Origin of the sequence: Streptomyces sp. NPDC005492, assembly GCF_040605995.1 — a bacterium.
In the GTDB taxonomy this organism is placed as follows: Bacteria; Actinomycetota; Actinomycetes; order Streptomycetales; family Streptomycetaceae; genus Streptomyces.
Genome location: NZ_JBEXDX010000023.1, coordinates 69,652 through 92,945 on the forward strand (window position 1 = coordinate 69,652; position 23,294 = coordinate 92,945).

The following is a 23,294-nucleotide window of genomic DNA, read 5'->3' on the forward strand; positions in this document are numbered from 1 at the left end:
CCACCCTGGCAGGAGAGGGAGTATGAGCAGTCGTACCGTCATCCGAGGCGGCCTCGTCATCACCGCGTCCGACGAGATCCACGCCGACGTCCTGATCGAGGACGGCCGTATCGCCGCCCTCGCCGCCTCCGGCACCTCCGCCGCCGAGGCATGGACCGCCGAGCGGGTCATCGACGCCACCGGGAAGTACGTCATCCCGGGCGGGGTCGACGCCCACACCCACATGGAGATGCCGTTCGGCGGCACCAAGGCCGCCGACACCTTCGAGACCGGCACCCGGGCCGCCGCCTGGGGCGGTACGACCACCATCGTCGACTTCGCCATCCAGAGCGTCGGCGGCGCCCTGCGCGAGGGCCTCGACGCCTGGCACGCCAAGGCCGAGGGCAACTGCGCCATCGACTACGGCTTCCACATGATCGTCTCCGACGTCAACGAGAACACCCTCAAGGAGATGGACCTGCTGGTGCAGGAGGGTGTCACCTCCTTCAAGCAGTTCATGGCCTACCCGGGCGTCTTCTACAGCGACGACGGCCAGATCCTGCGCGCCATGCAACGCGCCGCCGACAACGGCGGGTTGATCATGATGCACGCCGAGAACGGCATCGCCATCGACGTGCTGGTGGAACAAGCCCTGGCCCGTGGCGAGACCGACCCCCGCTACCACGGCGAGGTCCGCAAGGCGCTCCTGGAGGCGGAGGCGACCCACCGGGCCATCAAGCTCGCGCAGGTCGCGGGCGCCCCGCTCTACGTCGTCCACGTCTCCGCGATGGAGGCGGTCGCCGAGCTGGCCCGGGCCCGCGACGAGGGGCTGCCCGTCTTCGGCGAGACCTGTCCGCAGTACCTGTTCCTGTCCACCGACAACCTCGCCGAGCCCGACTTCGAGGGCGCCAAGTACGTGTGCAGCACGCCGCTTCGGCCCAAGGAGCACCAGGCCAAGCTGTGGCAGGGCCTGCGCACCAACGACCTCCAGGTGGTCTCCACCGACCACTGCCCCTTCTGCTTCGTGGGCCAGAAGGAGCTGGGCCGGGGCGACTTCTCGAAGATCCCCAACGGCATGCCCGGCGTCGAGAACCGCATGGACCTGCTCCATCAGGGCGTCGTCGACGGCCACATCAGCCGCCGCCGCTGGATCGAGATCGCCTGCGCCTCCCCGGCGCGGATGTTCGGCCTCTACCCGAAGAAGGGCACCATCGCCCCGGGCGCCGACGCCGACGTCGTCATCTACGACCCGCACGCCGAGCAGACCGTCTCCGCCGAGACCCACCACATGAACGTCGACTACTCGGCGTACGAGGGCAAGCGCCTCACCGGCCGCGTCGAGACGGTGCTCTCGCGCGGCGACCTCGTCATCACCGAGCGGGAGTACACCGGGCACGCGGGCCACGGCGTCTACACCCCGCGTGCCACCAGCCAGTACCTCAACTAGGAGCGGCGCCCATGGACTTCGGACTCGTCCTGCAGACAGACCCCCCTGCCTCCCGCGTCATCAGCCTGATGAAGCGCGCCGAGCGCAACGGCTTCACCTACGGCTGGACCTTCGACTCCGCCGTGCTGTGGCAGGAGCCGTTCGTGATCTACAGTCAGATCCTGGCCAACACCAGCACGTTGACGGTCGGCCCGATGGTCACCAACCCGGGCACCCGCACCTGGGAGGTCACCGCCTCCACCTTCGCCACCCTGAACGACATGTTCGGCAACCGCACGGTCTGCGGCATCGGCCGTGGCGACTCCGCGATGCGCGTGGCCGGCCGCGCCCCGAACACCCTGGCCCGGATCAGCGAGGCCATGAAGGTCATCAGAGCGCTCGGCTCCGGCCAGGAGGCGGACCTCGGCGGCACGGTCATCAGGTTCCCCTGGGCCAAGGAGGACGCCCAACTCCCGGTCTGGATGGCCGCGTACGGCCCCAAGGCGCTGAAGATGACCGGCGAGGAGGCCGACGGCTTCATCCTCCAGCTTTCGGACCTCTATCTCACCGAGTACATGGTCAAGGCGGTGAAGGACGCGGCGGTCGCCGCCGGACGCGACCCGTCCGAGGTCAAGATCTGCGTCGCGGCCCCGGCCTATGTCACCGAGGACGACTCGCCCGAGGCGCTCGCCCACGCCCGCGACCAGTGCCGCTGGTTCGGCGGCATGGTCGGCAACCACGTGGCCGACCTCGTCTCCAAGTACGGCGAGCACTCCGCCGCCGTACCCGAGGAACTCACGGACTACATCAAGGCCCGTGAGGGGTACGACTATTCGCACCACGGACGCGCCGACAACCCCGACACCGCCTTCGTCCCCGACGAGATCGTCGACCGGTTCTGCATCATCGGATCGGCCGAGAAGCAGATCGAGAAACTCAACGCCCTGCGCGAGCTGGGCGTCGACCAGTTCGCCGTCTACGACATGCACGACGCACAGGAGGCCACGATCGACGCCTACGGCGCGACGATCATCCCGGCCGTCAACGCCTGAGCCGAAGCAGAAGACCCGCTCAACTCCCCGTCCCCCCACTCCAGTTCTCCCCCTCCCCACCGTCCTGGGGAGGGGGACCGGAGACCCCCCGCACGGCCTTTCCGGACCCACCTCATTGATTGGCCTGCCCATGACCGACACCGTTCCCCCGGCCATAGAGCCGTCCGCTCAAGTCACCCTCGCCGACGGGCGGGTGGAGATTGCCCCCGGATCCCCGCAGCCCAGCGGGCCGTACGCCAACGACGATCTGCTGCCGGTTCCCGTCGAGAAGCGCACCTGGACCACGTACAACTTCTCCGCACTGTGGGTCGGCATGGCCCACAACACGGCGTCCTGGACCCTGGCGTCCGGGCTCATCGCCGTGGGCATGGACTGGAAGCAGGCGGTGTTCACCATCGCCCTGGCCAACCTGATCGTGCTGGTGCCCATGCTGCTCACCGGGCACGCGGGGCCGAAGTACGGCATCCCCTTCCCGGTCTTCGCCCGCGCCTCCTTCGGGATGCGCGGCGCCAACCTCCCCGCTGTCGTCAGGGCATTGGTGGCCTGCGGCTGGTTCGGCATCCAGACCTGGATCGGCGGTGAGGCGATCTACTTCCTCGCCGGCAAGCTGATCGGGGACAGTTGGGCGAACGCCTCGCACATCGGCGGGTACGCCTGGACGATGTGGCTGTCGTTCGCGCTGTTCTGGGTGCTCCAAGTGGCCATCATCTACCGGGGTATGGAGACGATCCGCCGCTTCGAGAACTGGGCGGCGCCCTTCGTGATCGTCGGCGCGCTTGTGATGCTGTGGTGGATGAGCAGCAAGGCCGGCGGCTTCGGCCCGCTCTTCGACCAGCCGTCCAAGCTCGGCTGGGGCGGCAGCTTCTGGAAGCTCTTCTGGCCTTCGCTGATGGGCATGATCGGCTTCTGGTCCACGCTGTCGCTGAACATCCCGGACTTCACCCGCTACGGCAAGAGCCAGAAGGCCCAGATGTGGGGCCAGGCGCTCGGTCTGCCGACCACGATGACGCTGTTCGCGTTCCTGTCGGTGCTGGTGACCTCCGGTTCCCAGGCGGTGTACGGCACGGCGATCTGGGACCCGGTGCAGCTGGCCGCGAAGACGGACAACGTGGTCGGTCTGCTCTACGCGCTGGTGACCGTCCTGGTGGCGACCCTGTCCGTGAACATCGCGGCCAACCTGGTCTCGCCCGCCTTCGACTTCTCCAACATCGCACCCCGGAAGATCAGTTTCCGCACCGGCTCCCTCATCACCAGCGTCCTCGCGGTGCTGATCTTCCCGTGGAAGCTGTACTCCGACCCGCAGGGCTACATCTTCACCTGGCTCGGTCTGGTCGGCGGTCTGCTCGGCACGGTCGCCGGCATCCTCATCGCCGACTACTGGATCCTGCGCCGCGGCAAGCTCGACCTCGTCGACCTGTACCGCGCGGGCGGACGTTACTGGTACGACGGCGGCTGGAACTGGCGGGCCGTCGTCGCCTTCCTGGTGGGTGGTGTACTCGCCGTCGGCGGCGCCGACTTCCACCCGCTGATCGACGGCCGTCCCATCCCGGCCCTGTCCTCCCTCGCGGACTACGGCTGGGCGGTGGGCCTGGGCACCTCGATGGTGCTCTACGTGGCACTGACCCTGCTGACCCGGAAGGAGCCGGTGCCGGTCGAGTCGTAGGACTGCTGGTCGGAGGAATCCTGGGAGGGCGGTCGGGCCGGCGTACTAGCTGGCCTTGCCGCCCTCCAGCGCGGTCACCGCTTCCTTGGCGGCCTTGATCGCGCCCTTGTTGATGACGTCCGTGCTCGGCGCCTTCTTGTTCTCGAAGTCGCTGCCGTTGTACGTGATGGTCACCAACGCGTTGCCCGCGCGGACGACGACCGTGCCCTCACGGGTCTGCTGCTTGTCCTCGGTGGTGAGGTTCACGATGGAGTAGGCCGCGTCACCGAGCCCCGGAACCTCACCGCCGCCGCTCTTCTCCGTGATGGTCTCCGAGTACGACTTCTGCGCCGCCGCGGTCGACTCCGTGATCTCGTACGACACGTCGAGCCAGCGGTAGTCGTACCCCTTGAGCGCGTTCCACGAGCAGGTGCGGCGCACCTTCGTGTCCGTCGACGGGATCTCCTTGCCGGCCGTCTTCGCGCCCGGCACCAGCGACTTGATCGTCGCCACCGTCACACTCCCGCACGGGGCGGGCGAGGTGGAGTACGCCTTGACGGCGGCCGTCGCGGTCGGGGTCGACGCCTCGGGCGAGGCCTCGCTCCCGGACGCCGATCTGTGGTCGGCGGTCGTCGTCGCGGCGAACGGGCCGGACGTCAGGGCCCAGCCCATCGCGGCGAGCACGACGACCGGCGACAGACGGGCGGTGAGGGCGAGCGGCAGAGGAAGAGAACGCAAGTCGCACTTCTCGTGGGGGACGGGTGCGGAGCGGGTCCGCACTGCGGACGGGGACGCCAGTGTCACATGACTCCCTGTGAGGCGGAAGCCTGAACTCGCTCCGTGCCTGTGCGGTGACAGTGCCCCGCTGTTGATGTGCCGTGTGTCCCCTTATGTCCGTGACTCAGGCCCGCGCGGCGGGCACGCGCATCGTCGTCTCGATCCGTTCGACGGCGGCGAACGCCCCGTACGCGACCAGCCGCACCAGCCCCGCGTCGGTCTCCTCGGGCCCGCGCCAGGCGGCCACATCTTCCTCGGTGATCCGGTACGGCGCGAGCGCGGCCAGCACCGCCAGCCGTGCGGCGGGCCGCTCCCGCCGGTTCGGGAAACCGCGCAGGACGACTGGCGGATGCGATCCGTCCCAGGCCCACAGCGTCTCCCGTACGAGCGTGCGGTCGTCCTCGTCGAGCAGGGCCGCGCCCGCGAGCGCGGCCGTGCGCAGCGCGTCGTAGGCCGGGCCCACGGGGGTCCCGGCCGCCCACTCCGGGCCGGGTCCCGGTGCGTCGAGCAGGGGGAGCGCGGCTCCCGCTACGGCCCTGCGGCGCACGGTGCGGGCGACGCTGCGGCCCGCGAGGCTCCGTACGGCCCGGAAGCGCTGGGCGTTGCCCGGGAGGAGCTGTTCGGTCAGCAGGGCCGACACGACGCGGTTGATGAAGTGGAAGGTGAGGGCGGTGCCCAGGTAGGCAGGCGCCTGCTCGCGCGGGAACGGGTAGGGGGTCAGGGCCGCGCCGGGGATCCGGGTGCGGTGGCCCCAGTCGAGCACGCGTGCGTGCTCCTCGTTCCGCGGGGTGCCACCGCGTGCCAGGTGCTCGGCGAGGGCGTGGTCGCCGGTGGCGTGCAGCAGGACGGTGTGCGCGTCCGCACAGAAGGGGCACTTGTTGGCGAGCGAGACGCCGAGGGCGGCCAGCTCCTTGCCGGTGCGGGAGCCGTCGCCCGCGATCAGCGACTCCCGCATCAACGCCCAGACGGGGGCGAGGAGTTCGGGTACGGAGGACAGGACCACGAAGGTCGGGGGCCGTTCGATCCCGAAGTCGGCGGCGATCTGCTCGAAGACCTCGGCGGTGCGGCCGGTGGCCGACTTCGGCGACGGCGGCAGGGTGTGACGGAAGGGTGTGGGCATGGCAGCAGCGTGCGCTCGCCGGGTCCTCCCGGTCGTCGTACCGCCGAAGGGAGTTGAGGCTGCGTCGGCCGGCCCGGTCGGATCCGGGAAGTACTGCGTGGGGAGTAGTCCGGGAGTTGTCCACAGGGCTGACGCCGAGGTCGGTGCGGCGGTCTACTGTGCCGACATGAGCGGGTACCCGGTCGATTCGACCCCACGCAGGCGCCTCGCCGACGCGTCCCTCGCGGTCGTGATCGGTGCCCTCGTCATGACCGTCGCCGCCTTCGACCCGGACACGACCGCCGTCGACTACGTGCTCATGGCCCTCGCGTCGGCGGCCCTGGCGTTCTACCAGACGGCTCCGAAGGCGGTCCTCGCCGTGGCCACGGCGGGACAGGCGGCCTACGTCCTGCACGCCCATCCCGGGCCGGTCGCCGGGCTGCCCGTCCTCGCCGCCATGCACACGGCGGCCCGCGCGGGGCACCGCGGCTGGTCGGCCGGGGCGGGCGGGCTGTTCCTGGTGGCCTACTTCGCCACCGGGCCGACGACCCAGCAGGTGGTCGAGCGGACCGCGCTCATCACCGGCTGGTTCCTGAGCGCGGTGGTCACCGGTCTCGCCGACCGCAACTGGCGGGCGTATCTGCGCCAGACCGAACAGCGCGCACTGGAGGCCGAACGCACCCGCGAGGAGGTCGCGTTGCGCCGCGCGGGTGAGGAACGCCTGCGCATAGCACGGGAGTTGCACGACTCCCTCACCCACAGCATCTCGATCGTCAAGCTCCAGGCGGGCGTCGCCGTCCATCTCGCCCGCAAGCGCGGCGAGGAGGTGCCACCCGCACTGCTCGCCATTCAGGAGGCGGGCGGCGAGGCGATGCGCGAACTGCGGGCCACCCTGGAGATCCTGCGCACCACCGAGGAGCCCACCGGCACCCCCGCGCTGCTCGTCGAGCGGGCCTGTGCGGCGGGCCTCGCCGTCGAACTCTCGGTGACCGGCGAGGAGCGCCCCCTCACGGCGACGGTCGACCGCGCGGTGTACCGCATCGTCCAGGAGGCCCTCACCAACGCGGCCCGGCACGCGGGCCCCGCGAAGGTCAGCGTCCGACTCGACTACGGCGAGGGGGACTTGACGATACGGGTGGAGGACGACGGAGCGGCCGACCCCGACTGCCCGCCCACCCCGGGCATCGGCCTCACCGGCATGCGGGAGCGCGTCGCGGCGTTGGGCGGCACCCTGCACGCTGCCCCGCGCGCGGAGGGCGGCTTCTCGGTACGGGCCGAACTGCCCCTGGGGGAGGCGGGATGATCCGGGTCGCGGTCGTCGACGACCAGGCGCTGATGCGGGCGGGCTTCCGCGCCCTCCTCGACGCCGAGGACGGCATCGAGGTGGTCGGCGAGGCGGCGAACGGCGAAGAGGGCGTGGCCCTCGCCCGCGCACAGCTCCCCGACATCGCGCTGATCGACGTACAGATGCCCGTGATGACCGGCATCGAGGCCACCCGCCGCATTGCCGCCGACCCGGCCCTCGCCGGGGTCCGGGTCGTCATCCTCACCAACTACGGCCTGGACGAGTACGTCTTCGAAGCGCTGCGCGCGGGCGCCAGCGGCTTCCTCCTCAAGGACACCGACCCGGCGGACCTGCTCCAGGCCATCGAAATCGTCGCCGGCGGCGAGGCCCTGCTCTCCCCGTCCATCACTCGCACCCTCATCGGCGAGTTCGTCTCCCGGCCCCCGGACCGCGCCACACCCCCCGGTCTGGAACGCCTCACCCGCCGCGAACGCGAGGTCACCGCCCTGGCCGCGCGCGGTCTCACCAACGAGGAGATCGCGGCCCACATGGTCATCAGCCCGTTCACGGCGAAGACCCACATCAGCCGGGCGATGACGAAGCTGGCGGCCCGCGACCGGGCCCAACTCGTGGTGTTCGCCTACGAGTCGGGACTCGTCACGGCCCGCGCGCCGGAATCCCGTTGCGAGGCGGACGCGCCGGATCGCACCCTGGGGCGGTGACCGAGACCGCGCGTCCCCAAGTCCCCGCCGTCCGCGAGGAGATCCTCGCCTACTACTCCCGCGGCGAGGAGGACGGCCGCCTGAGACGGGGTTCCAACCGGCTGGAGCTGTGGCGCACCCAGGACGTGCTGCGGCGACTGCTGCCGACGGCCCCCGCGAAGGTGCTGGACGTCGGCGGCGGCAGCGGAATCCACGCCGAGTGGCTCGCCCGGGACGGCTACGAGGTCGATCTGGTCGACCCCGTACCGCTGCACCTGGAACAGGCCGCCCGCGTGCCCGGGATCACCGTCCGGGCCGGGGACGCCAGGGCGCTGGCCGCCGAAGACGCCTCGTACGACGTGGTGTTGCTGCTCGGACCGCTTTACCACCTGCCCGAACGGGCCGACCGGCTGAGGGCGTTGAGCGAGGCCCACCGGGTCGTGCGACCGGGCGGGCTGGTGGTCGCGGCGACCATCAACCGGTTCGCCGGGCTGCACGACATGCTTCTGCAGGAGTGGTACTTCGACCCGGTCCGGCGCGCGAACACCGACGCGATCAGCAACCACGGCAGGAACGGCGGCGACGGACCGTTCACGACCGCCTACTTCGCCCAACCCCACGAAGCCCCCGAGGAGTTCATGGAGTCGGGCCTCACCGTCGAGGGCCAGTACGGCCTCGAAGGCGTCGCCTGGCTGATGGGCGGCGTCGAGCGCTGGCTGGACGACCCGGACCGCCGCGAGGCCGTCCTGGCGGCGATGAGGCGCACCGAGTCGGAGCCCACGCTGCTCGGCACGAGCGGACATCTGCTGACAGCGGGGAGAAAGAGGTCCTAGCGGTGTACGCCCCGCTGCGTACGATCACGTGGTCGTCCGCCGCGCAGTGAGGAGCCCGTCCGTGTTCACCACCCGCCCCACGCTCCAAGGCACTTTCGGCATGGTGTCCTCCACCCACTGGCTGGCCTCCCAGTCGGCGATGGCCGTCCTGGAGGACGGCGGCAACGCGTACGACGCCGCCGTCGCCGGGGCCTTCGTGCTGCACGTCGTGGAACCGCACCTCAACGGACCCGCCGGCGAGGTGCCCATCCTGCTGGCCCCGGCAGGCGGCGAGGTACGGGTGCTGTGCGGACAGGGTGTGGCACCCGCCGGGGCGACGATCGACCACTACAGGGGACTCGGTCTGGATCTCGTACCCGGTACGGGTCCCCTCGCGGCGGCCGTCCCCGGCGCCTTCGACGCCTGGCTGCTGCTGCTCCGCGACCACGGCACGAAGTCCCTCGCCGACGTCCTGAAGTACGCCATCGGGTACGCCGAGGACGGGCACGCGTGCGTGGAGAACGTCGGGGCAACCGTCGAGACCGTACGGGAGCTGTTCGAGACGGAGTGGACCTCGTCGGCGGACGTGTACCTGCCCGGCGGGAAGGCGCCCCGGCCCGGCGAGCTGTTCCGCAACCCGGCCCTCGCCGCCACCTGGAAGCGGCTGCTGGCCGAGGTCGCCGGGGCGGGGGACCGGGAGGCGCAGATCGAGGCGGCGCGCGCGGTGTGGCGGTCCGGGTTCATCGCCGAGGCCCTCGTACGGCAGGCGGGGCGGCCCACCATGGACACCAGCGGCGAGCGCCATACCGGCACGCTCACGGCCGCCGACCTGGCCTCCTGGTCCGCGTCCTACGAGGCGCCGGTCACGTACGACTGGAACGGCTGGACCCTCTGCAAGGCTGGCCCCTGGAGCCAGGGCCCGGTGTTCCTCCAGCAACTCGCCCTGCTTCCGCCCGAGTTGCCGGCCTACGAGTCCGCCGACTACGTCCATCTGCTGATCGAGGGCTGCAAGCTCGCGATGGCCGACCGGGAGGCCTGGTACGGCGACGCCGACCCGGACGCCGTACCGCTGGACGCGCTGCTGTCGGCGGAGTACAACACGGCGCGGCGTGAGCTGATCGGCGAGAAGGCCTCGTACGAGCTGCGGCCTGGCAGCCCCGGAGGGCGGGCGCCGCGGCTGTGCGAGCACGCGCGCGTGGTGGTGTCCGGAGAGCCCGGCTTCGACCCGATGGGTGCGGGCGAGCCGACCGTCGCGCGGGTCGCGGCCGACGGTGGCACCCGGGGCGACACCTGCCACCTCGACGTCGTCGACCGCTGGGGCAACATGATCGCGGCCACGCCCAGCGGCGGCTGGCTGCAGTCCAACCCGGTGGTGCCCGAGCTGGGATTCCCCCTGGGCACGCGGCTCCAGATGACCTGGCTGGAGCCCGGGCTGCCCAACTCCCTCACCCCGGGCCGCCGTCCGCGCACCACGCTCACCCCGTCGATCGCCCTGCGCGACGGAGTACCGGTCCTGGCGTTCGGGACGCCCGGCGGGGACCAGCAGGACCAGTGGCAACTGCACTTCTTCCTGGCGGTCGCCACGCGCGCGAAGGTACGCGGCGGCCTCGACATCCAGGGCGCGATCGACGCCCCGAACTGGCACAACGACGGCTTCCCCGGCTCCTTCTACCCGCGCGGCATGCGCCCGGGCAGCGTCACCGTCGAGTCCCGCACGGACCCTGCGGTGGTGGAGGAGCTGCGGCGGCGGGGCCACGACGTGACCGTCGGAGAGGCCTGGTCGGAGGGGCGGCTGTGCGCGGTCGCCCGGGAGCCGGAGGCCGGGATCCTGTCGGCGGCGGCGAATCCTCGGGGCGTGCAGGGATACGCCGTGGGGCGTTGATCCCGAACCCCGGGTGTTCATGGTGAATCCACCCGGGGTGCACCGGGCGGGTGGGGATTGTCAGTGACGCGTGCTCTCATGGAGGCATGATCGAAGAGACCGAAACCATCGACGAGTTTCTCGTACAGCACACGGCCGACGTCGAAGAGGCGATCCGCAAGGCGGCGGCGGCCGAGATCATGCCCCGCTTCCGGCAACTCGCCGCGCACGAGGTCGACCAGAAGAGCGGCCCGCACGACCTGGTCACCGACGCCGACCGCAATGCCGAGCGGTATCTCACCCAGGCACTCGGCTCCCTCCTCCCCGGCTCCGTGGTGGTCGGCGAGGAAGCGGTGCACGCCGACCCGGAGACGTACGAGGCGATACAGGGCGATGCCCCGGTCTGGATCGTCGACCCGGTCGACGGCACGCGCCAGTTCGTGCGCGGCGAGACCGGCTTCTGCATGCTGGTCGCGCTCGCCCGGCAGGGGGTCCTCCTCGCGTCCTGGACGTACGCGCCCGCCCGCGACCAACTGGCCACGGCGGTGAAGGGCGGCGGCGCCTTCCTCGACGGCGTGCGGCTGCGCTCCGGCGCCCCGGACCCGAGCCGGGACCTGGAAGTGGCCACCTCGCACCCGGACTACACGACGGACGCCCAGAAGCGCGCCCTGCTCGGCCTGTGGGCGGACGGTGTGCGCACGCGCCCGTGCGGCTCGGCGGGACTGGAGTATCTCGCCATCGCCCGGGGCGAGTTGGATTCGGTCGCCTTCTCCTGGGAGGCGGCATGGGACCACGCGGCCGGCCTGCTCCTCGTCGAGGAGGCGGGCGGCGCCCACCTCACGCTCACCGGGGAGCCCTTCCGTATCACGGGCGGCAACACGCTGCCGTTCACGGCGGCCCGGGACGAAGGGACGGCCCGGCGCGTGATGGAGCTGCTGCGGGCGTCGTAGGGTCACGGCTTTCGCACACTGGACGGGCTGGCCCCGGGGTTGTCGGTCCCGCGGCATATCCTGACACCGAGTTTGCCATCGGTTGACGAAGGGGTCCGAAGGTGCCGTCGATGCTCGATGCGGTCGTGGTGGGTGCGGGGCCGAACGGACTGACGGCTGCCGTGGAGCTGGCCAGGCGCGGCTTCTCCGTGGCCGTGTTCGAGGCGCGGGACACCGTGGGCGGTGGCGCCCGCACCGAGGAGCTGACCCTCCCCGGCTTCCGGCACGACCCGTGCGCGGCGGCGCACCCGCTGGGCATCAGCTCGCCCGCGTTCCGCGCCCTGCCCCTGGAGCGCTACGGCCTGGAGTGGCTGCACGCCGAGCTGCCCATGGCGCATCCGTTCACCGACGGCAGCGCGGCCGTGCTGTCGCGGTCGGTCGCGGAGACGGCCGCCTCCTTCGGGCCGCGCGACGCGGGGGCGTACCGCAGACTGGTCGAGCCCTTCCTGCCCAAGTGGGACACCCTGGTCCGCGACTTCATGTCGCTGCCGCTCACCGCCCTGCCGCGCGACCCGGTCACCCTCGCCCGCTTCGGCCTGGTCGGACTGCCCCCGTCGACCTGGCTGACCAGCCGCTTCCGGGACGAGCGCGCCAAGACCCTGTTCGCCGGACTCGTCGGGCACGTCATGGCCCCGCTCAGCGGCTTCGCCACCGGCGCGATCGGCCTGGTCTTCGCCCTCGCGGCACACACGCGTGGCTGGCCGCTGGCCCGCGGCGGCTCACAGTCCATTTCGGACGCCCTCGCCGCCTATCTCGAGGACCTCGGCGGCGAGATCCACACCGACTACGAGGTCAAGCGCCTCGACGACCTCCCCCCGGCCCGCGCCTACGTCTTCGACACCTCGCCCACCGCCCTGGCGAAGATCGCGGGCTTCGGCAACTACTACGAGAACTACCGCTACGGCCCCGGCGTCTTCAAGATCGACTACGCCCTGGACGGCCCGGTGCCCTGGACCGCCGAGGAGCCGCGCAGGGCCGGCACCGTGCAGATCGGCGCCGACAGCACGGAGATCGGCAACGCCCTGCGCGCGGCGTCCCGCGAGAACCGCGCCCCCGACAAGCCGTTCATGATCACCGTGCAGCCCAGCGTCGTCGACCCCACCCGGGCCCCGGCCGGCCGACACGTCTTCTGGGCCTACGGCCATGTCCCGAGCGGCTGGACCGGCGACCTCACGGACGCCCTGGAACGCCAACTGGAGCGCTTCGCACCGGGATTCCGCGACCGCGTCCTCGCCCGCGCGACCGCTGGCCCGCCCGAACTCGCCGCCCGCAACGCCAACTACGTCGGCGGCGACATCGCGACCGGGGCGGTCACCGGCCTCCAGACCCTCCTGCGCCCCAAGCTCTCCCTCACCCCGTACGGCACCCCGCACCCCGCCGTCTTCATCTGCTCCTCGGCGACCCCGCCCGGCCCCGGAGTGCACGGCATGTCGGGACACAACGCGGCGAAGGCCGTCTGGCGAAGACTGAGGCAGTCATGACCACCATCACCCTGGTCCGCGGCGACATCACCCGCCAGAGCGCCGACGCGATCGTCAACGCGGCCAACTCCTCACTCCTGGGCGGCGGAGGCGTCGACGGCGCGATCCACCGCCGCGGCGGCCCCGCGATCCTGGAGGCCTGCCGAGAACTCCGCGCCTCCCACTACGGCAAGGGCCTGCGCACCGGCCAGGCGGTCGCGACGACGGCGGGCGAACTGGACGCCCAGTGGGTGATCCACACCGTGGGCCCCGTGTACTCCCGCGAGGAGGACCGCTCGGACCAACTCGCGTCCTGCTACCGGGAGTCCCTGCGCGTCGCCGACGAACTCGGCGCCCGCACGGTCGCGTTCCCCGCGGTCTCCGCCGGTATCTACGGCTGGCCGATGGACGACGCGGCCCGCATCGCCGTGGAGACGGTGCGGGCCGCGAAGACCTCGGTCGAGGAGGTCACGTTCGTGCTCTTCGACGAGACGGCGTACGAGGCGTTCGGCCGGCAGGTCCCCTGACGACGGCGGTGGTGCCCCACTCCCCGTACTGCGCGCCTGCTCCGCGAACGATCTGTTCCGCTTGTGTGTGATGTGACCGTTTTCATTCTTATGGGTCGCCGTAGGTGGATAGGTGCCCTACCGTGACAATTCGTTGTCGGTGCCCATGCGTTCGGATGCGGGTTCATGCGGAACAACAACACCATCGTCATCCTCACCGCGCTCGCCGTGGAGTACGAGGCGGTGAAGGCCGAACTCGTCTGCGTCCGGACCTTCAGACACGACAGCGGCACGCTCTTCGAAGAGGGATTCGTCAGGGGCATGTCCTGGCGGATCATCCTGGCAGCCGCGGGCCGGGGCAGCGACAGCGCCGCGGTCATCGCGGAGCGAGCCGGCGAGATGTTCCGGCCACGCGCGCTGGTGTTCGTCGGCATCGCCGGCAGTCTCAAGCCCGATGTGAAGATCGGGCACGTCGTGGTCGCCACCTGGGTGCATGCCTACCAGGGCGGACGGCAGACCGAGGACGGACTGCTGGTCCGGCCCGAAAGCTGGAAGGCGGACAACGGACTGCTGGAGGCGGCTCGCATAGCGCTTGGTTCGCGCTTGGGCACCTTCCACTTCGAGCCGGTCGCGGCAGGCGACGTGGTGCTCGACGCCGCCGCAGACGACCCGCTCCGGCAACGGCTGCGAAAGAACTACAACAATGCGGTGGCCATCGAGATGGAGGGGGCTGGCATCGCCAACGCGGCACACCTGGCGGGAGGACGGCCCGCCCTCGTCATCCGAGGAATCAGTGACCTGGCCGACGGCCACAAGGGCGCGGCCGACGCGGGCGGTTCGCAGCAGACGGCGGCCCGGAACGCGACCCAGGCCGCCCTGGCCATGTTGCGCGTCCTCGCCGGGGAACTGGACTGGTGGAGCTACTGCGTCTCCTATGCGCCTCGCGACCGCCGCTGGGCCGAGTGGATCGCCTGGGAACTGCGCAGGGCTGAGGGCCCCACGTGCCGTGTGTTGCTCGCTCCCTGTCCCGGCACGGAGAGCGCGTACCGGGCCTTCCCTCTGTGGAACGGAGTGGCCAGAGCCGACCGGATCCTGGCCGTCGTGTCGGACGAGTATGCGCGTTCCGCCCACAGAAAGGAGGAATGGCAGGTTGCCAAGCAGGCGGACGCGCAGGCACTCGTCAGCAAGGTGATTCCGGTGCGCACGGACGACGGTGAGCCGCCCCCCGAACTGGGTCTGGTCCGGACGGTGGACCTGCGTGACCTCGCCGTAGAGGAGGCGCGCGACATGCTGCTGACAGGGGTCAGGGAGGCCGGGGCAGGTGCACCGACGGCGTGGCTCGACCGCGGTGTGCGGCCCGCCGCCGGACCTCCGGAGGACGACGAACCGTCCCCGTTCCCTGGCTTCCCGGGCAAGGCCCAGGCCGCGATCGTACGGCGTCCCGAATCAGTGCCGGAACCGCTGACGGCGCCGATGCCCGCCCGCGTCCGGCGGTCAGGCGCGCTGACCCGGGGTACCGCCGTGCTCGCCGACTGGCTGCGGGGCGGCAGCGAGCGGCACAGGCGTCGGGCCGCCGACCGAGTGGCCGCCACCCTCGACTTCTCGACACTGAGCGCCGTGGAACTCGACCGAGCCGCACGCTACTACCGCCAGGCACTCCGCCTGGCCCTGCGCCGTGCGCCCGCCGAAGCGGACCGGCTCTTCGAGACCTACGACCGGCGCATCCCCGACGCCTACTACGCGGGCGCCTTCCGGCCGCAGGACGAGCCATGGCTGACCACGTTCGCCGCAGGCGGGGACGAGGACACGCTCACCGTGCTGATCAAGCTGGGCGGCCGGCTGCGGCTGCCCGGTCTGCAACAGCTCGCGCGGGACGTGTTGATCCGGCACCTCGCGCTGAGCTACGACGCGGAGTCGGTGGTGCGGCATTGCGCGCGCTGGCATGCGTGGGGCCTTCTGGAGGACGGAGGTTGGGGCTGGGCATTACAGGAGCACGCGACCCGGGTGCCGTTGGAGCGCCATCCGCAGTTGTGGGCGGGGTTCCTCGGCGAACTGCCGGAGGATCTCCTTCCCAGAATGTTCAGCGTCCACCTCCTCCTCGGCCGGGGAGCCGACGCGGCCACACTCGCCGCCACTCCTGAGGAGCAACGGCGCGCTCTCGACTGCTGTTTGACTTTGTGCGACGAACGCGGACTACGCGAAGGCCTCGGCCTGGCCCGCACACTGGGCGACGACCCGGCGACGCGCGAACTGCAACAGCGGCTCGGCGACCTGCTGTTCAGGGCCGGCCGCTACCGCGAGGCACTGCCACACCTCCAGGACAGAGGTCTGCTGAAGCAGGCCGGCGAATGCCATGAACGACTGGGCAGGCCCTTCGAGGCACTCGTCAACTGCCCGGACGACGAACCCGACCGACTGCTCGGCCTGGTGGACGCCTGTCTGCCGCCCCTCGGTGACCTGGTCGCCGGGCAAAGGTACGCGGATGCGGCACGACACTTACACCAACTGAGCGATGCCGTGGGGCGGTTGACCGCCAGGACGCCGGCCGCGGCGATCTGTCAGGAGGACCTGGCGGCCCGCCGTGACGCCGTACTGAAGGAGGCTCGGAACGCCTTCGAGCGGCGTGTGTCCGGAGCGGCCGAGAACGACCGGCCCAAGGCCCTCCTCGACTGGAGCGACTTCGAGGAAGCGGCCGGCGAACCGTCCGAGGCCGCCCGCCGGGCAGAGGCCGCCGGCGCGCTCTACCGCGCTCACGAACTGTATCGGCGGGCAGCACGGTACGGCGAGGCCGACCGCGTGCTGCACGGCGACATGTCGGACAGGGGCATGAAGGCCCGGGCCGCCGCGCTCACCGCCGGCGGCGACCTGCCCCGCGCCGCTCAGGTGCGCGAGGAGGCGGGGGACTGGGAGGAGGCCATCGCCCTCCTGGTCGGGGAGAAGGACCTGGCCGGCGCCGTGCGGTGTCTGCGCCGGAAACTGGGCGACGAGGCACTGGAGCAGGACGCCCGGCTCGCCATGTGGTTACGGGCCACCGGCGAGATCGAGGAACTGGCCCGGCTCTGTCTGGCGGCGGTCGAACGCGGAGCCGTCCATCGCCGCGCTGCAGCTGAACTGCGTGACCTCGTGAGCCGACCTGATCTGGCGCCGGAACTGGTCACCCGGATGCGCGAAGCGCTCGATGCGCTGGACGCCGCCGCGCGCAGGGACTTCGAGGAGCGGGTCTCGGTCTGGATCGACCAGGCCCGCCGCGAGACCGACCAGCGGTTCGCGAGCATCTGGGGGCTCGATCTCGGAACCTCGCAGTGCGCGGCCGCCATCTACGACACCGCCGACCGACAGCCCGTCGCCTGCTCCTGGAAGGGTCGGGACCAGTTCCCCTCGACCCTGTGCGTGGACCTGGACGGCGGCGAACTGGTCGGCCTGACCGTGGAAGAGACCCAGACCCGCGAGGGTATGACCCTCATCCGCGACAGCAAGCGAAAGATGGGGACGGGCTTCCCCTACGAGACGCCGACGGCCTCCTACCGGCCGGAGGAAGTCGCCGCCCACCTCATCCGCCATGCCCGGCAGACGGTGGAGGACTTCCTGGCCGCCCACGTACGGGAGCGAGTCCACGAACTGGCCCGCGCCCAGTTGGGCCATGTCGCCCCCGAGTGGCTCAACTGGGCCGAGCAGCAGCACAATTACCGCATAGCGCGGCCCAAGGTGATCGTCACCGTGCCGGCCCATTTCTCCAGCAAGGCCCGGAGCGCGACCCGTGACGCCTGCACCATCGCCGGAGTGCGTCTGGTGCGGTTCGTCCACGAGCCCACGGCCGCCTGCGTCGCGGTGAACTTCCAGCGCGGCGGTGAGCTGGAGGACACGGTGATCGTCGTCGACCTCGGGGCGGGCACCCTCGACATCAGCCACATGGACATCGGCGGCGGCATTCACGAGGTGAAGCAGGTCTTCGGGGACAACGCCTGCGGAAGCCGGGACTTCGACCCGCTGATCTGCCGGGCCCTCACCCGCCAGATAGAGGACCGCGGCCTCAGGGTGCCGCGGACCGTCGAGGCCGGCCGGCGCCTGGAGACGGCAGCCGAGCAGATCAAGATCAACCTCTCCATGCAGCAGAAGGCCGAGTACCTCCTTCGGTCCTTCGTCGACGGCATGGACGTGCTGGTGTCACTGACCCGGGAGGAACTGGCCGACGTCGTGCGCGAACCCCTGGACGCCCTGCGCGAGTTCTGCGCGAGGACCCGAGGCCGTCTCCCCGACGAGCTCGATCATCTCGTCCTCATCGGCGGCCCCATGCTCTCGCCGCTGGTGTCGGATCTCTGCCAGCGGGCCTTCCGCCGGACCAGGAGCATGCCGGGCGATCCGCGCACGGCCGTGTCGCTCGGAGCCGCGCTGACGGCCGCTCAGCTCGACGGGAAGCTGGCCGAGACCCTGATCGTCGACGTCACCCCGTTCGCCATGGGGATCAGGGCCCATGGGCAGGCGGAGAAGGACGAGCTCGCGGTCCTGATCGAGCCCAACTCCGGTATTCCCGCCACACGTTCGCAGATCTTCACCACAGGCAAGGACAACCAGGAAAACGTCCTGATCGAGATCTTCAGTGGAGTGGTCAGCCCCGACAGCGAAATCGGCCATTTCACGCTCGACGGAATCGGGCCCGCGCAACGAGGCGAACCCCGCATCGAGGTGTCGTTCGATCTGGACGCCGGCGGTGTGCTGAAGGTCAGTGCCCACGACCTCGACACCGGCCATCGGAAGTCGATCCAGGTGTACGACTCCACACTGCTCACCCCTGATCAGGTCGCCCGGATGACGGAACATCTCCGGCGGTTCAACGAGCGCGAGCGGCTGCTCCGAGAGCGCGACGCGGTGCGCGAGAGGCTCCGTCGTCTCCTCGCCGCCGTCGAGGACGGTGACACCGGCGCGGAACGGGAGGAGTTCCGGCACCGGCTGGAGACGTTCCGCACCCCAGCCGAACTGCTGGACCCGGCCACCCAGGAAGCGCTCGCCACGATGCACTCCGAGGCCCGGCTGGAGGAGTTCGAATTCATCGCGGCCCGCGACGCCTTCCGCCGCCTGAACGAGGCCGCGCCCGATCTTCTCGACGAACTCTCGAACAGGAAGGTGACCGTCGAGCTGGTGCGAGGCGCACAGGACTTCGGCATCCGTCTGGAGCACGCCCATCGCGAACTCGCCGAACGACAAGCGAAGTTGGCCGCCTGGAACGCGGTACTCATCCGCTCGGCGGTAAGCCGGCAGGACATTCTCACCCGCTTCCGGGACCGCCATGACGACGGCGACTTCGCGGGCGCGCTGGAAGTGCTCGACGGACTGTCGTTACGTCTCGACCAGACGAACGATATGGAGCGCCTGCTCCACTGCATCGCCGAAACCGATGACGTCGGCACCCGGGCCCGGCGCTATCGCACCACGCTCCGTGGCTTCGCCGACCGTCTGCAGGTCTGCCCCCTGCCGCCGGAACGTCCCGACGAGTGCCCGCCGCCGATTCAGTCGGCCCTGGTCGAGGTTCTCACCACAGGTCAGGACGCTGTTCGGACCCGAAGGAGCGGCTTCCTCCTCGCCGACCGGCTGGTGGTCACCACCCTGCTGAACCCGATCGCCCCGAACCGGATCACTGTGTCTGGCGAAGGGTTCGAGGCCGCCGTCGCCGAGATCGTGCCACTCGGCCGGGAGTCCGCTCTGGTGGCGGTCCTACGACTCGCCGCTGCCGCGCCGTCCGCCTCCCTGCGCCTCGGGCACCCCGGCCTCGTCCGTCTCGGTGACCCGGTATGGGCGCCGGTGGTCCACGGCTCCGCATCGGTGGCCGTCTCGGACAGGCCCGGCTCACTCCTGACCGCGGCCGTCGACGGCCTGGAGAACGTTCCGGAGCGACAACTCCGCCTCGTCAGGACTACCCTGCGGCCGACTCCGGAGCAGGCCGGGGCACCGCTCCTCAACGACCTCGGCGAGGTCATCGGCCTGCTCTGTGCCAGTGACCGGGCACCGGCTGCGCGCGGCGGCTTCGCCGTGAGCGTGGACGCGTTGACGCCCTTGCTGGCTCGGGTGGGCTGGCACCGGTACCACTAGGGCCGGTCGGAGGCCCGCCGCGGGAAACGCCGGAAGGCGTTCACCGCGGCGGCCCCGTTCGGTCAGCCGACGATCCGGTGCGTGGTCCAGAACGACGTCAGGTCCGTGGTCGTGGTGGCCTGGGCCGCCGCCTTGAACTCGGCCGTGGTCGAGACGCCGTACCAGTGTGAAGTGGCGTAGTCCTTCAGGAGTTTGGCCATCACGGTGTCACCCAGGGTGCGGCGCAGATCGTGCAGGGCGCACTTGCCGTAGCCGTAGACGACGGTGGAGTAGCGGGAGGAGTGGGCGTCCCAGTAGGCCATCGAGTTGGTGATGTTCTCGGCGGAGGACGCCCAGGAGACGTTGTTCCAGCAGTTGGTGCCGGTCAGTCCCTGGGCCAGGTCGGTGGCGTAGTCGGTGAACGCCTCGTCCAACCAGGGGCTGTTGTACTCGTCGTCGCCGACGATGCCGTAGAACCACTGGTGGCCGATCTCATGGGTGAGCGCCGTGGTGCTGACCAGGTCGAGGACGAAGCCGGGGTACTCCATGCCGCCGAACCAGAAGTTGTTGTCGATGACGGCGTCCAACTCGCCGTACGGATAGGCGCCGAAGCGGCCCGCGTGGGCGTCCACCGCGGACTTGGCGGTGCTGAGCATGGACTGGGCGTTGGCCGAACTGATGCCGGTGACCGAGTAGATGTTGATCGGGGTGCCCGCCGTCGACGTACCGGAGATCTTGGTGAACGGACCGGCCGCCCACGCGAAGTCGCGGACCTTGGACGCGGTGGCCGTGGTGACCGTGCGGCCGCTGCTGCCGGGGGTGTCGACCGAGGTGCCGGTGGCCGGGACCGACAGGGTGGTCGGGTGGTCGAGGGTCACCTTGAAGTCGGCGGCCAGGGAGTAGAAGGACTCGCCGTTGTTCGTGTACGGGTCCAGGTGCCAGCCCGAGCCGTCCTTGATCGCGAGGACCGGCAGCGCGTTGCCGATCATGCTGAACGCGCCGTCGTAGCCGAACCGGTCGGCGCCGCTGGGGACGGTGATCCCCAAGTCGAAGCCGATCGTGGTGGATTGACCCTGCGCGAGCGGGGTCGGCAGCGCGATCTGGAGGGCCGTGCAGGCGACCGAGAGGGCGCCCGCGGTGCCGCCGGTGACATTGGTGACCGTGATCGGCGGCGCGGAGCAGGTGCCGTGGTAGTTGTCCCACAGCCGCAGGTAGACCTCGGTGAGCGGGGTCGCCGAGGCGTTGGTGAAGGTCGTGCTCTCGTGGCCGGTCCAGACCGTGCCCGCGGTGTTGCTGCTCAGACTGACGGTGTACGCCGGGGCGGCCGGAGTGCGCGTCGAGTCGGCGGGCGGAGCCGTGTCGCCCGAGGTGTTGAGGGCGATGTCGTCCAGCACGAAGCTCGTCTGGAGGCTGGAGTCCTCCGTACCGGTGAAGGCGAGGCTCACGGTCTGCCCGGCGAACGCCGACACGTCGAACGTCTTCTGGACGTAGCCGGTGGCCTTGTTCAGGTTCGAGTACGTGGCCAGCGTCGTGCTGCCGATCTTCGCCGTGAGCTTGTCGTACGCGGTGGACGAGGTCGTCTCGCCCGTGTCGATGTGCAGCCAGAAGGTGAGGCTGGCGCTGCTGCACCCGGACGGGATGGTGACGCTCTGGCTCAGCGTGTCGGTGTGTGTGGAGCCGGTGCCGTCCAGCCAGGCGAAGCTGGTGCCGCCGTGGGCGCTCTGCCCGGTGCGGCTGGTGATGACACTGGTCGAGGACTGCGTCCAGGACGAAGTGCCGCTCTCGAAGCCGCCGTTGGCGACCACCTGCGCCGGGGTGCAGGCGGCGGCCACGGGAGCCGCGGCCGGTGCCGCGGCGGCGGGACCGACGGGGAGCGAGAGGGCGGCCAGCGCGGCGACGGCGAAGACGCCGGCGGCGAGAGCCTTGTGGGGGGTCGATCTCACACGGAACTCCTTCTGCGGCGGCCGGGATTCCGGCCTGCTCGGTGGTCGCCCGGCCGGCTGGGGTGCGCCGGAGAGCGACCGCGGGGGTGCGCGGTGCGGTCGCGTGATCGCGGGGGAAGCTTCGCAGATTTGACCGGGCCATGCCATAAAAAGAAGGAAGTGTGCGCATGAAGTGGAGGAAAGCGCGAGCGGCGGCCGGAAGGCGGTGTGTGCACGCCCGTGTTGAACGGGCCATGCCTGGATTTGGCTTCGGCTTGGCCGAATGTACGCCTTCGATTGCTTCCATCGAACGATGGACCACATCACGTTCCTCGTGGCGGTCGTCATCGTCACGGCCTTGGCCTTCGACTTCACCAACGGATTCCACGACACCGCCAACGCGATGGCGACGTCCATCGCCACCGGTGCGCTGAAGCCCCGGACGGCGGTTCTGATCAGCGGGGCTCTCAATATCGTCGGCGCCTTCCTCTCCACGGAAGTCGCCAAGACGATCTCCGGCGGCATCGTCGACGACACCCTCGTGACTCCGGGGATGATCTTCGCGGGGCTCGTCGGGGCGATCCTCTGGAACCTCATGACCTGGCTGGTCGGCCTGCCGTCCAGTTCCTCGCACGCCCTGTTCGGCGGCCTGATCGGTGCCGTCTGGGTCGGCGCGGGCTCCAACGGGGTGCACTTCGACAAGGTTGTCGAGAAGATCCTGATCCCCGCGGTCGCCTCCCCGCTGGTGGCCGGAATCGCCGCTCTCCTCGCCACCTACCTCGCCTACAAGATCACCGCCCGGGCCCGCAAGGACTCGGTCACCAAGGGCTTCCGGCTCGGCCAGATCGCCTCGGCCTCGCTGGTCTCCCTCGCGCACGGCACGAACGACGCCCAGAAGACGATGGGTGTCATCACCCTGACCCTGATCTCGGCCGGCGCGCTCGGCCACGACGCCGGTCCGCCGGTGTGGGTCATCGCCTCGGCGGGACTCGCGATCGGCCTCGGCACCTACATCGGCGGCTGGCGCATCATCCGCACGATGGGCAAGGGCCTCACCGACATCCAGTCGCCGCAGGGCTTCGCGGCCGAGGCCGCCTCCACGACCGTGATCCTCACCTCCGCCCACCTCGGCTTCGCGCTCTCCACCACCCAGGTCTGCTCCGGCGGCATCCTGGGCGCGGGCCTCGGCAGGCGCCTCGCGGAGGTGCGCTGGGGCACCGCGGGCCGCATGGTCATCGCCTGGCTGGTCACCCTCCCGGCGGCCGCCTTCGTCGGCGGTGTGTCCGCGACCGTCGTCAAGCACGGCGGGAACCTCGGTACGGCCCTGATCGCCCTGATCGCCGCCGCCGTGGCCGCGTTCATCGTGATCGCCTCGCGCCGTAACCCGGTGCACGCCGACAACGTCAACGAGACCCACGAGGTCGTCATCCGCGGCGAGGCGTCCAAGGACGTCCGTACGGCCGCCTGAATCAAGGGAGTCGAGCGATGAGCGTGGACTGGAACGCCCTCGGTGAGGTCTTCGGGGTGAGTGTCGGAGTGACCGTCGGTGTGGTCGTCGTCTTCGCGCTGGGGGTGCTCGGCCTGGCCCAGGCCGAGACCGCCCGGGAACAGGACGGCGGCACGCACACCCTCGGGATCGCCCAGGCGGGGTTGTGCTTTGTCGCCTGTGCGGCTGTCGTGGCCTACGGCATATATCTCATCGTGCCGCAGTTCCACTGAG

Annotated in this window: 16 protein-coding genes; 13 read left to right on the forward strand and 3 right to left on the reverse strand. The window is 70.6% G+C overall.

Features of this window, described 5'->3' with window-relative positions; all coding sequences use genetic code 11:
• Window positions 1–22 precede the first annotated feature (22 nt).
• From hydA to ABZT04_RS27820, 3 genes are all read left to right on the forward strand, one after another.
• Window positions 23–1,426 carry a dihydropyrimidinase gene (gene hydA, locus ABZT04_RS27810; protein WP_356059712.1) on the forward strand — a complete coding sequence of 468 codons (1,404 nt, stop codon included), beginning with the start codon at window positions 23–25 and terminating at the stop codon, window positions 1,424–1,426.
• A gap of 11 nt (window positions 1,427–1,437) precedes the next feature.
• Window positions 1,438–2,457, forward strand: a complete 1,020-nt coding sequence (locus ABZT04_RS27815) for a TIGR03842 family LLM class F420-dependent oxidoreductase (RefSeq protein ID WP_356059713.1) — start codon at window positions 1,438–1,440, stop codon at window positions 2,455–2,457.
• A 130-nt stretch (window positions 2,458–2,587) separates the two neighbouring features.
• A complete protein-coding gene (locus ABZT04_RS27820) occupies window positions 2,588–4,120 on the forward strand; it encodes an NCS1 family nucleobase:cation symporter-1 (protein ID WP_356059714.1) in 1,533 nt (510 codons plus the stop codon).
• Between the two features lie 45 nt (window positions 4,121–4,165).
• Here the strand turns inward: ABZT04_RS27820 and ABZT04_RS27825 are convergent, their stop codons facing one another.
• Together ABZT04_RS27825 and ABZT04_RS27830 are read right to left on the reverse strand one after the other, a co-directional pair.
• Window positions 4,166–4,837, reverse strand: a complete 672-nt coding sequence (locus ABZT04_RS27825; RefSeq protein WP_356059715.1) for a hypothetical protein — start codon at window positions 4,835–4,837, stop codon at window positions 4,166–4,168.
• 163 nt (window positions 4,838–5,000) lie between these two features.
• The gene (locus ABZT04_RS27830) at window positions 5,001–5,996 is read right to left on the reverse strand and encodes a carboxymuconolactone decarboxylase family protein (protein ID WP_356059716.1); all 996 of its coding nucleotides are present in this window, start codon (window positions 5,994–5,996) and stop codon (window positions 5,001–5,003) included.
• A gap of 166 nt (window positions 5,997–6,162) precedes the next feature.
• Between ABZT04_RS27830 and ABZT04_RS27835 the strand changes: the two genes are divergently transcribed.
• From ABZT04_RS27835 to ABZT04_RS27870, 8 genes are all read left to right on the forward strand, one after another.
• Window positions 6,163–7,278 carry a sensor histidine kinase gene (locus ABZT04_RS27835; RefSeq protein ID WP_356059717.1) on the forward strand — a complete coding sequence of 372 codons (1,116 nt, stop codon included), beginning with the start codon at window positions 6,163–6,165 and terminating at the stop codon, window positions 7,276–7,278.
• Window positions 7,275–7,982, forward strand: coding sequence for a response regulator transcription factor (locus ABZT04_RS27840; RefSeq protein ID WP_356059718.1), 708 nt, complete (start codon window positions 7,275–7,277; stop codon window positions 7,980–7,982). Before ABZT04_RS27835 ends, ABZT04_RS27840 begins: the two co-directional genes overlap by 4 nt.
• Complete coding sequence (locus ABZT04_RS27845; RefSeq protein ID WP_356059719.1) at window positions 7,979–8,794, forward strand: class I SAM-dependent methyltransferase; 816 nt, start codon at window positions 7,979–7,981, stop codon at window positions 8,792–8,794. The genes ABZT04_RS27840 and ABZT04_RS27845 overlap by 4 nt, the downstream gene beginning before the upstream one ends.
• A 61-nt stretch (window positions 8,795–8,855) precedes the next feature.
• Window positions 8,856–10,655, forward strand: a complete 1,800-nt coding sequence (locus ABZT04_RS27850) for a gamma-glutamyltransferase family protein (RefSeq protein ID WP_356059720.1) — start codon at window positions 8,856–8,858, stop codon at window positions 10,653–10,655.
• A gap of 86 nt (window positions 10,656–10,741) precedes the next feature.
• Window positions 10,742–11,584 (forward strand): inositol monophosphatase family protein, encoded by an 843-nt coding sequence (locus ABZT04_RS27855; RefSeq protein WP_356059721.1) that lies wholly within the window; start codon window positions 10,742–10,744, stop codon window positions 11,582–11,584.
• Between the two features lie 110 nt (window positions 11,585–11,694).
• Complete coding sequence (locus tag ABZT04_RS27860) at window positions 11,695–13,104, forward strand: NAD(P)/FAD-dependent oxidoreductase (protein WP_356059722.1); 1,410 nt, start codon at window positions 11,695–11,697, stop codon at window positions 13,102–13,104.
• Window positions 13,101–13,610: an O-acetyl-ADP-ribose deacetylase gene (locus tag ABZT04_RS27865; protein ID WP_356059723.1), complete on the forward strand. Its 510-nt coding sequence runs from the start codon at window positions 13,101–13,103 to the stop codon at window positions 13,608–13,610. The genes ABZT04_RS27860 and ABZT04_RS27865 overlap by 4 nt, the downstream gene beginning before the upstream one ends.
• Before the next feature lie 165 nt (window positions 13,611–13,775).
• Complete coding sequence (locus tag ABZT04_RS27870; protein ID WP_356059724.1) at window positions 13,776–19,673, forward strand: Hsp70 family protein; 5,898 nt, start codon at window positions 13,776–13,778, stop codon at window positions 19,671–19,673.
• Window positions 19,674–19,735: 62 nt separating this feature from the next.
• On the opposite strand, the gene ABZT04_RS27875 is transcribed toward ABZT04_RS27870, so the two are convergent.
• Complete coding sequence (locus ABZT04_RS27875; RefSeq protein ID WP_356059725.1) at window positions 19,736–21,595, reverse strand: M1 family aminopeptidase; 1,860 nt, start codon at window positions 21,593–21,595, stop codon at window positions 19,736–19,738.
• Window positions 21,596–21,887: 292 nt separating this feature from the next.
• On the opposite strand from ABZT04_RS27875, the gene ABZT04_RS27880 reads away from it, so the two are divergent.
• Window positions 21,888–23,042, forward strand: coding sequence for an inorganic phosphate transporter (locus ABZT04_RS27880; protein ID WP_356059726.1), 1,155 nt, complete (start codon window positions 21,888–21,890; stop codon window positions 23,040–23,042).
• A gap of 17 nt (window positions 23,043–23,059) precedes the next feature.
• Entirely contained in the window at window positions 23,060–23,293 is a 234-nt protein-coding gene (locus ABZT04_RS27885) for a hypothetical protein (protein ID WP_356059727.1), read from the forward strand.
• Window position 23,294 lies beyond the last annotated feature (1 nt).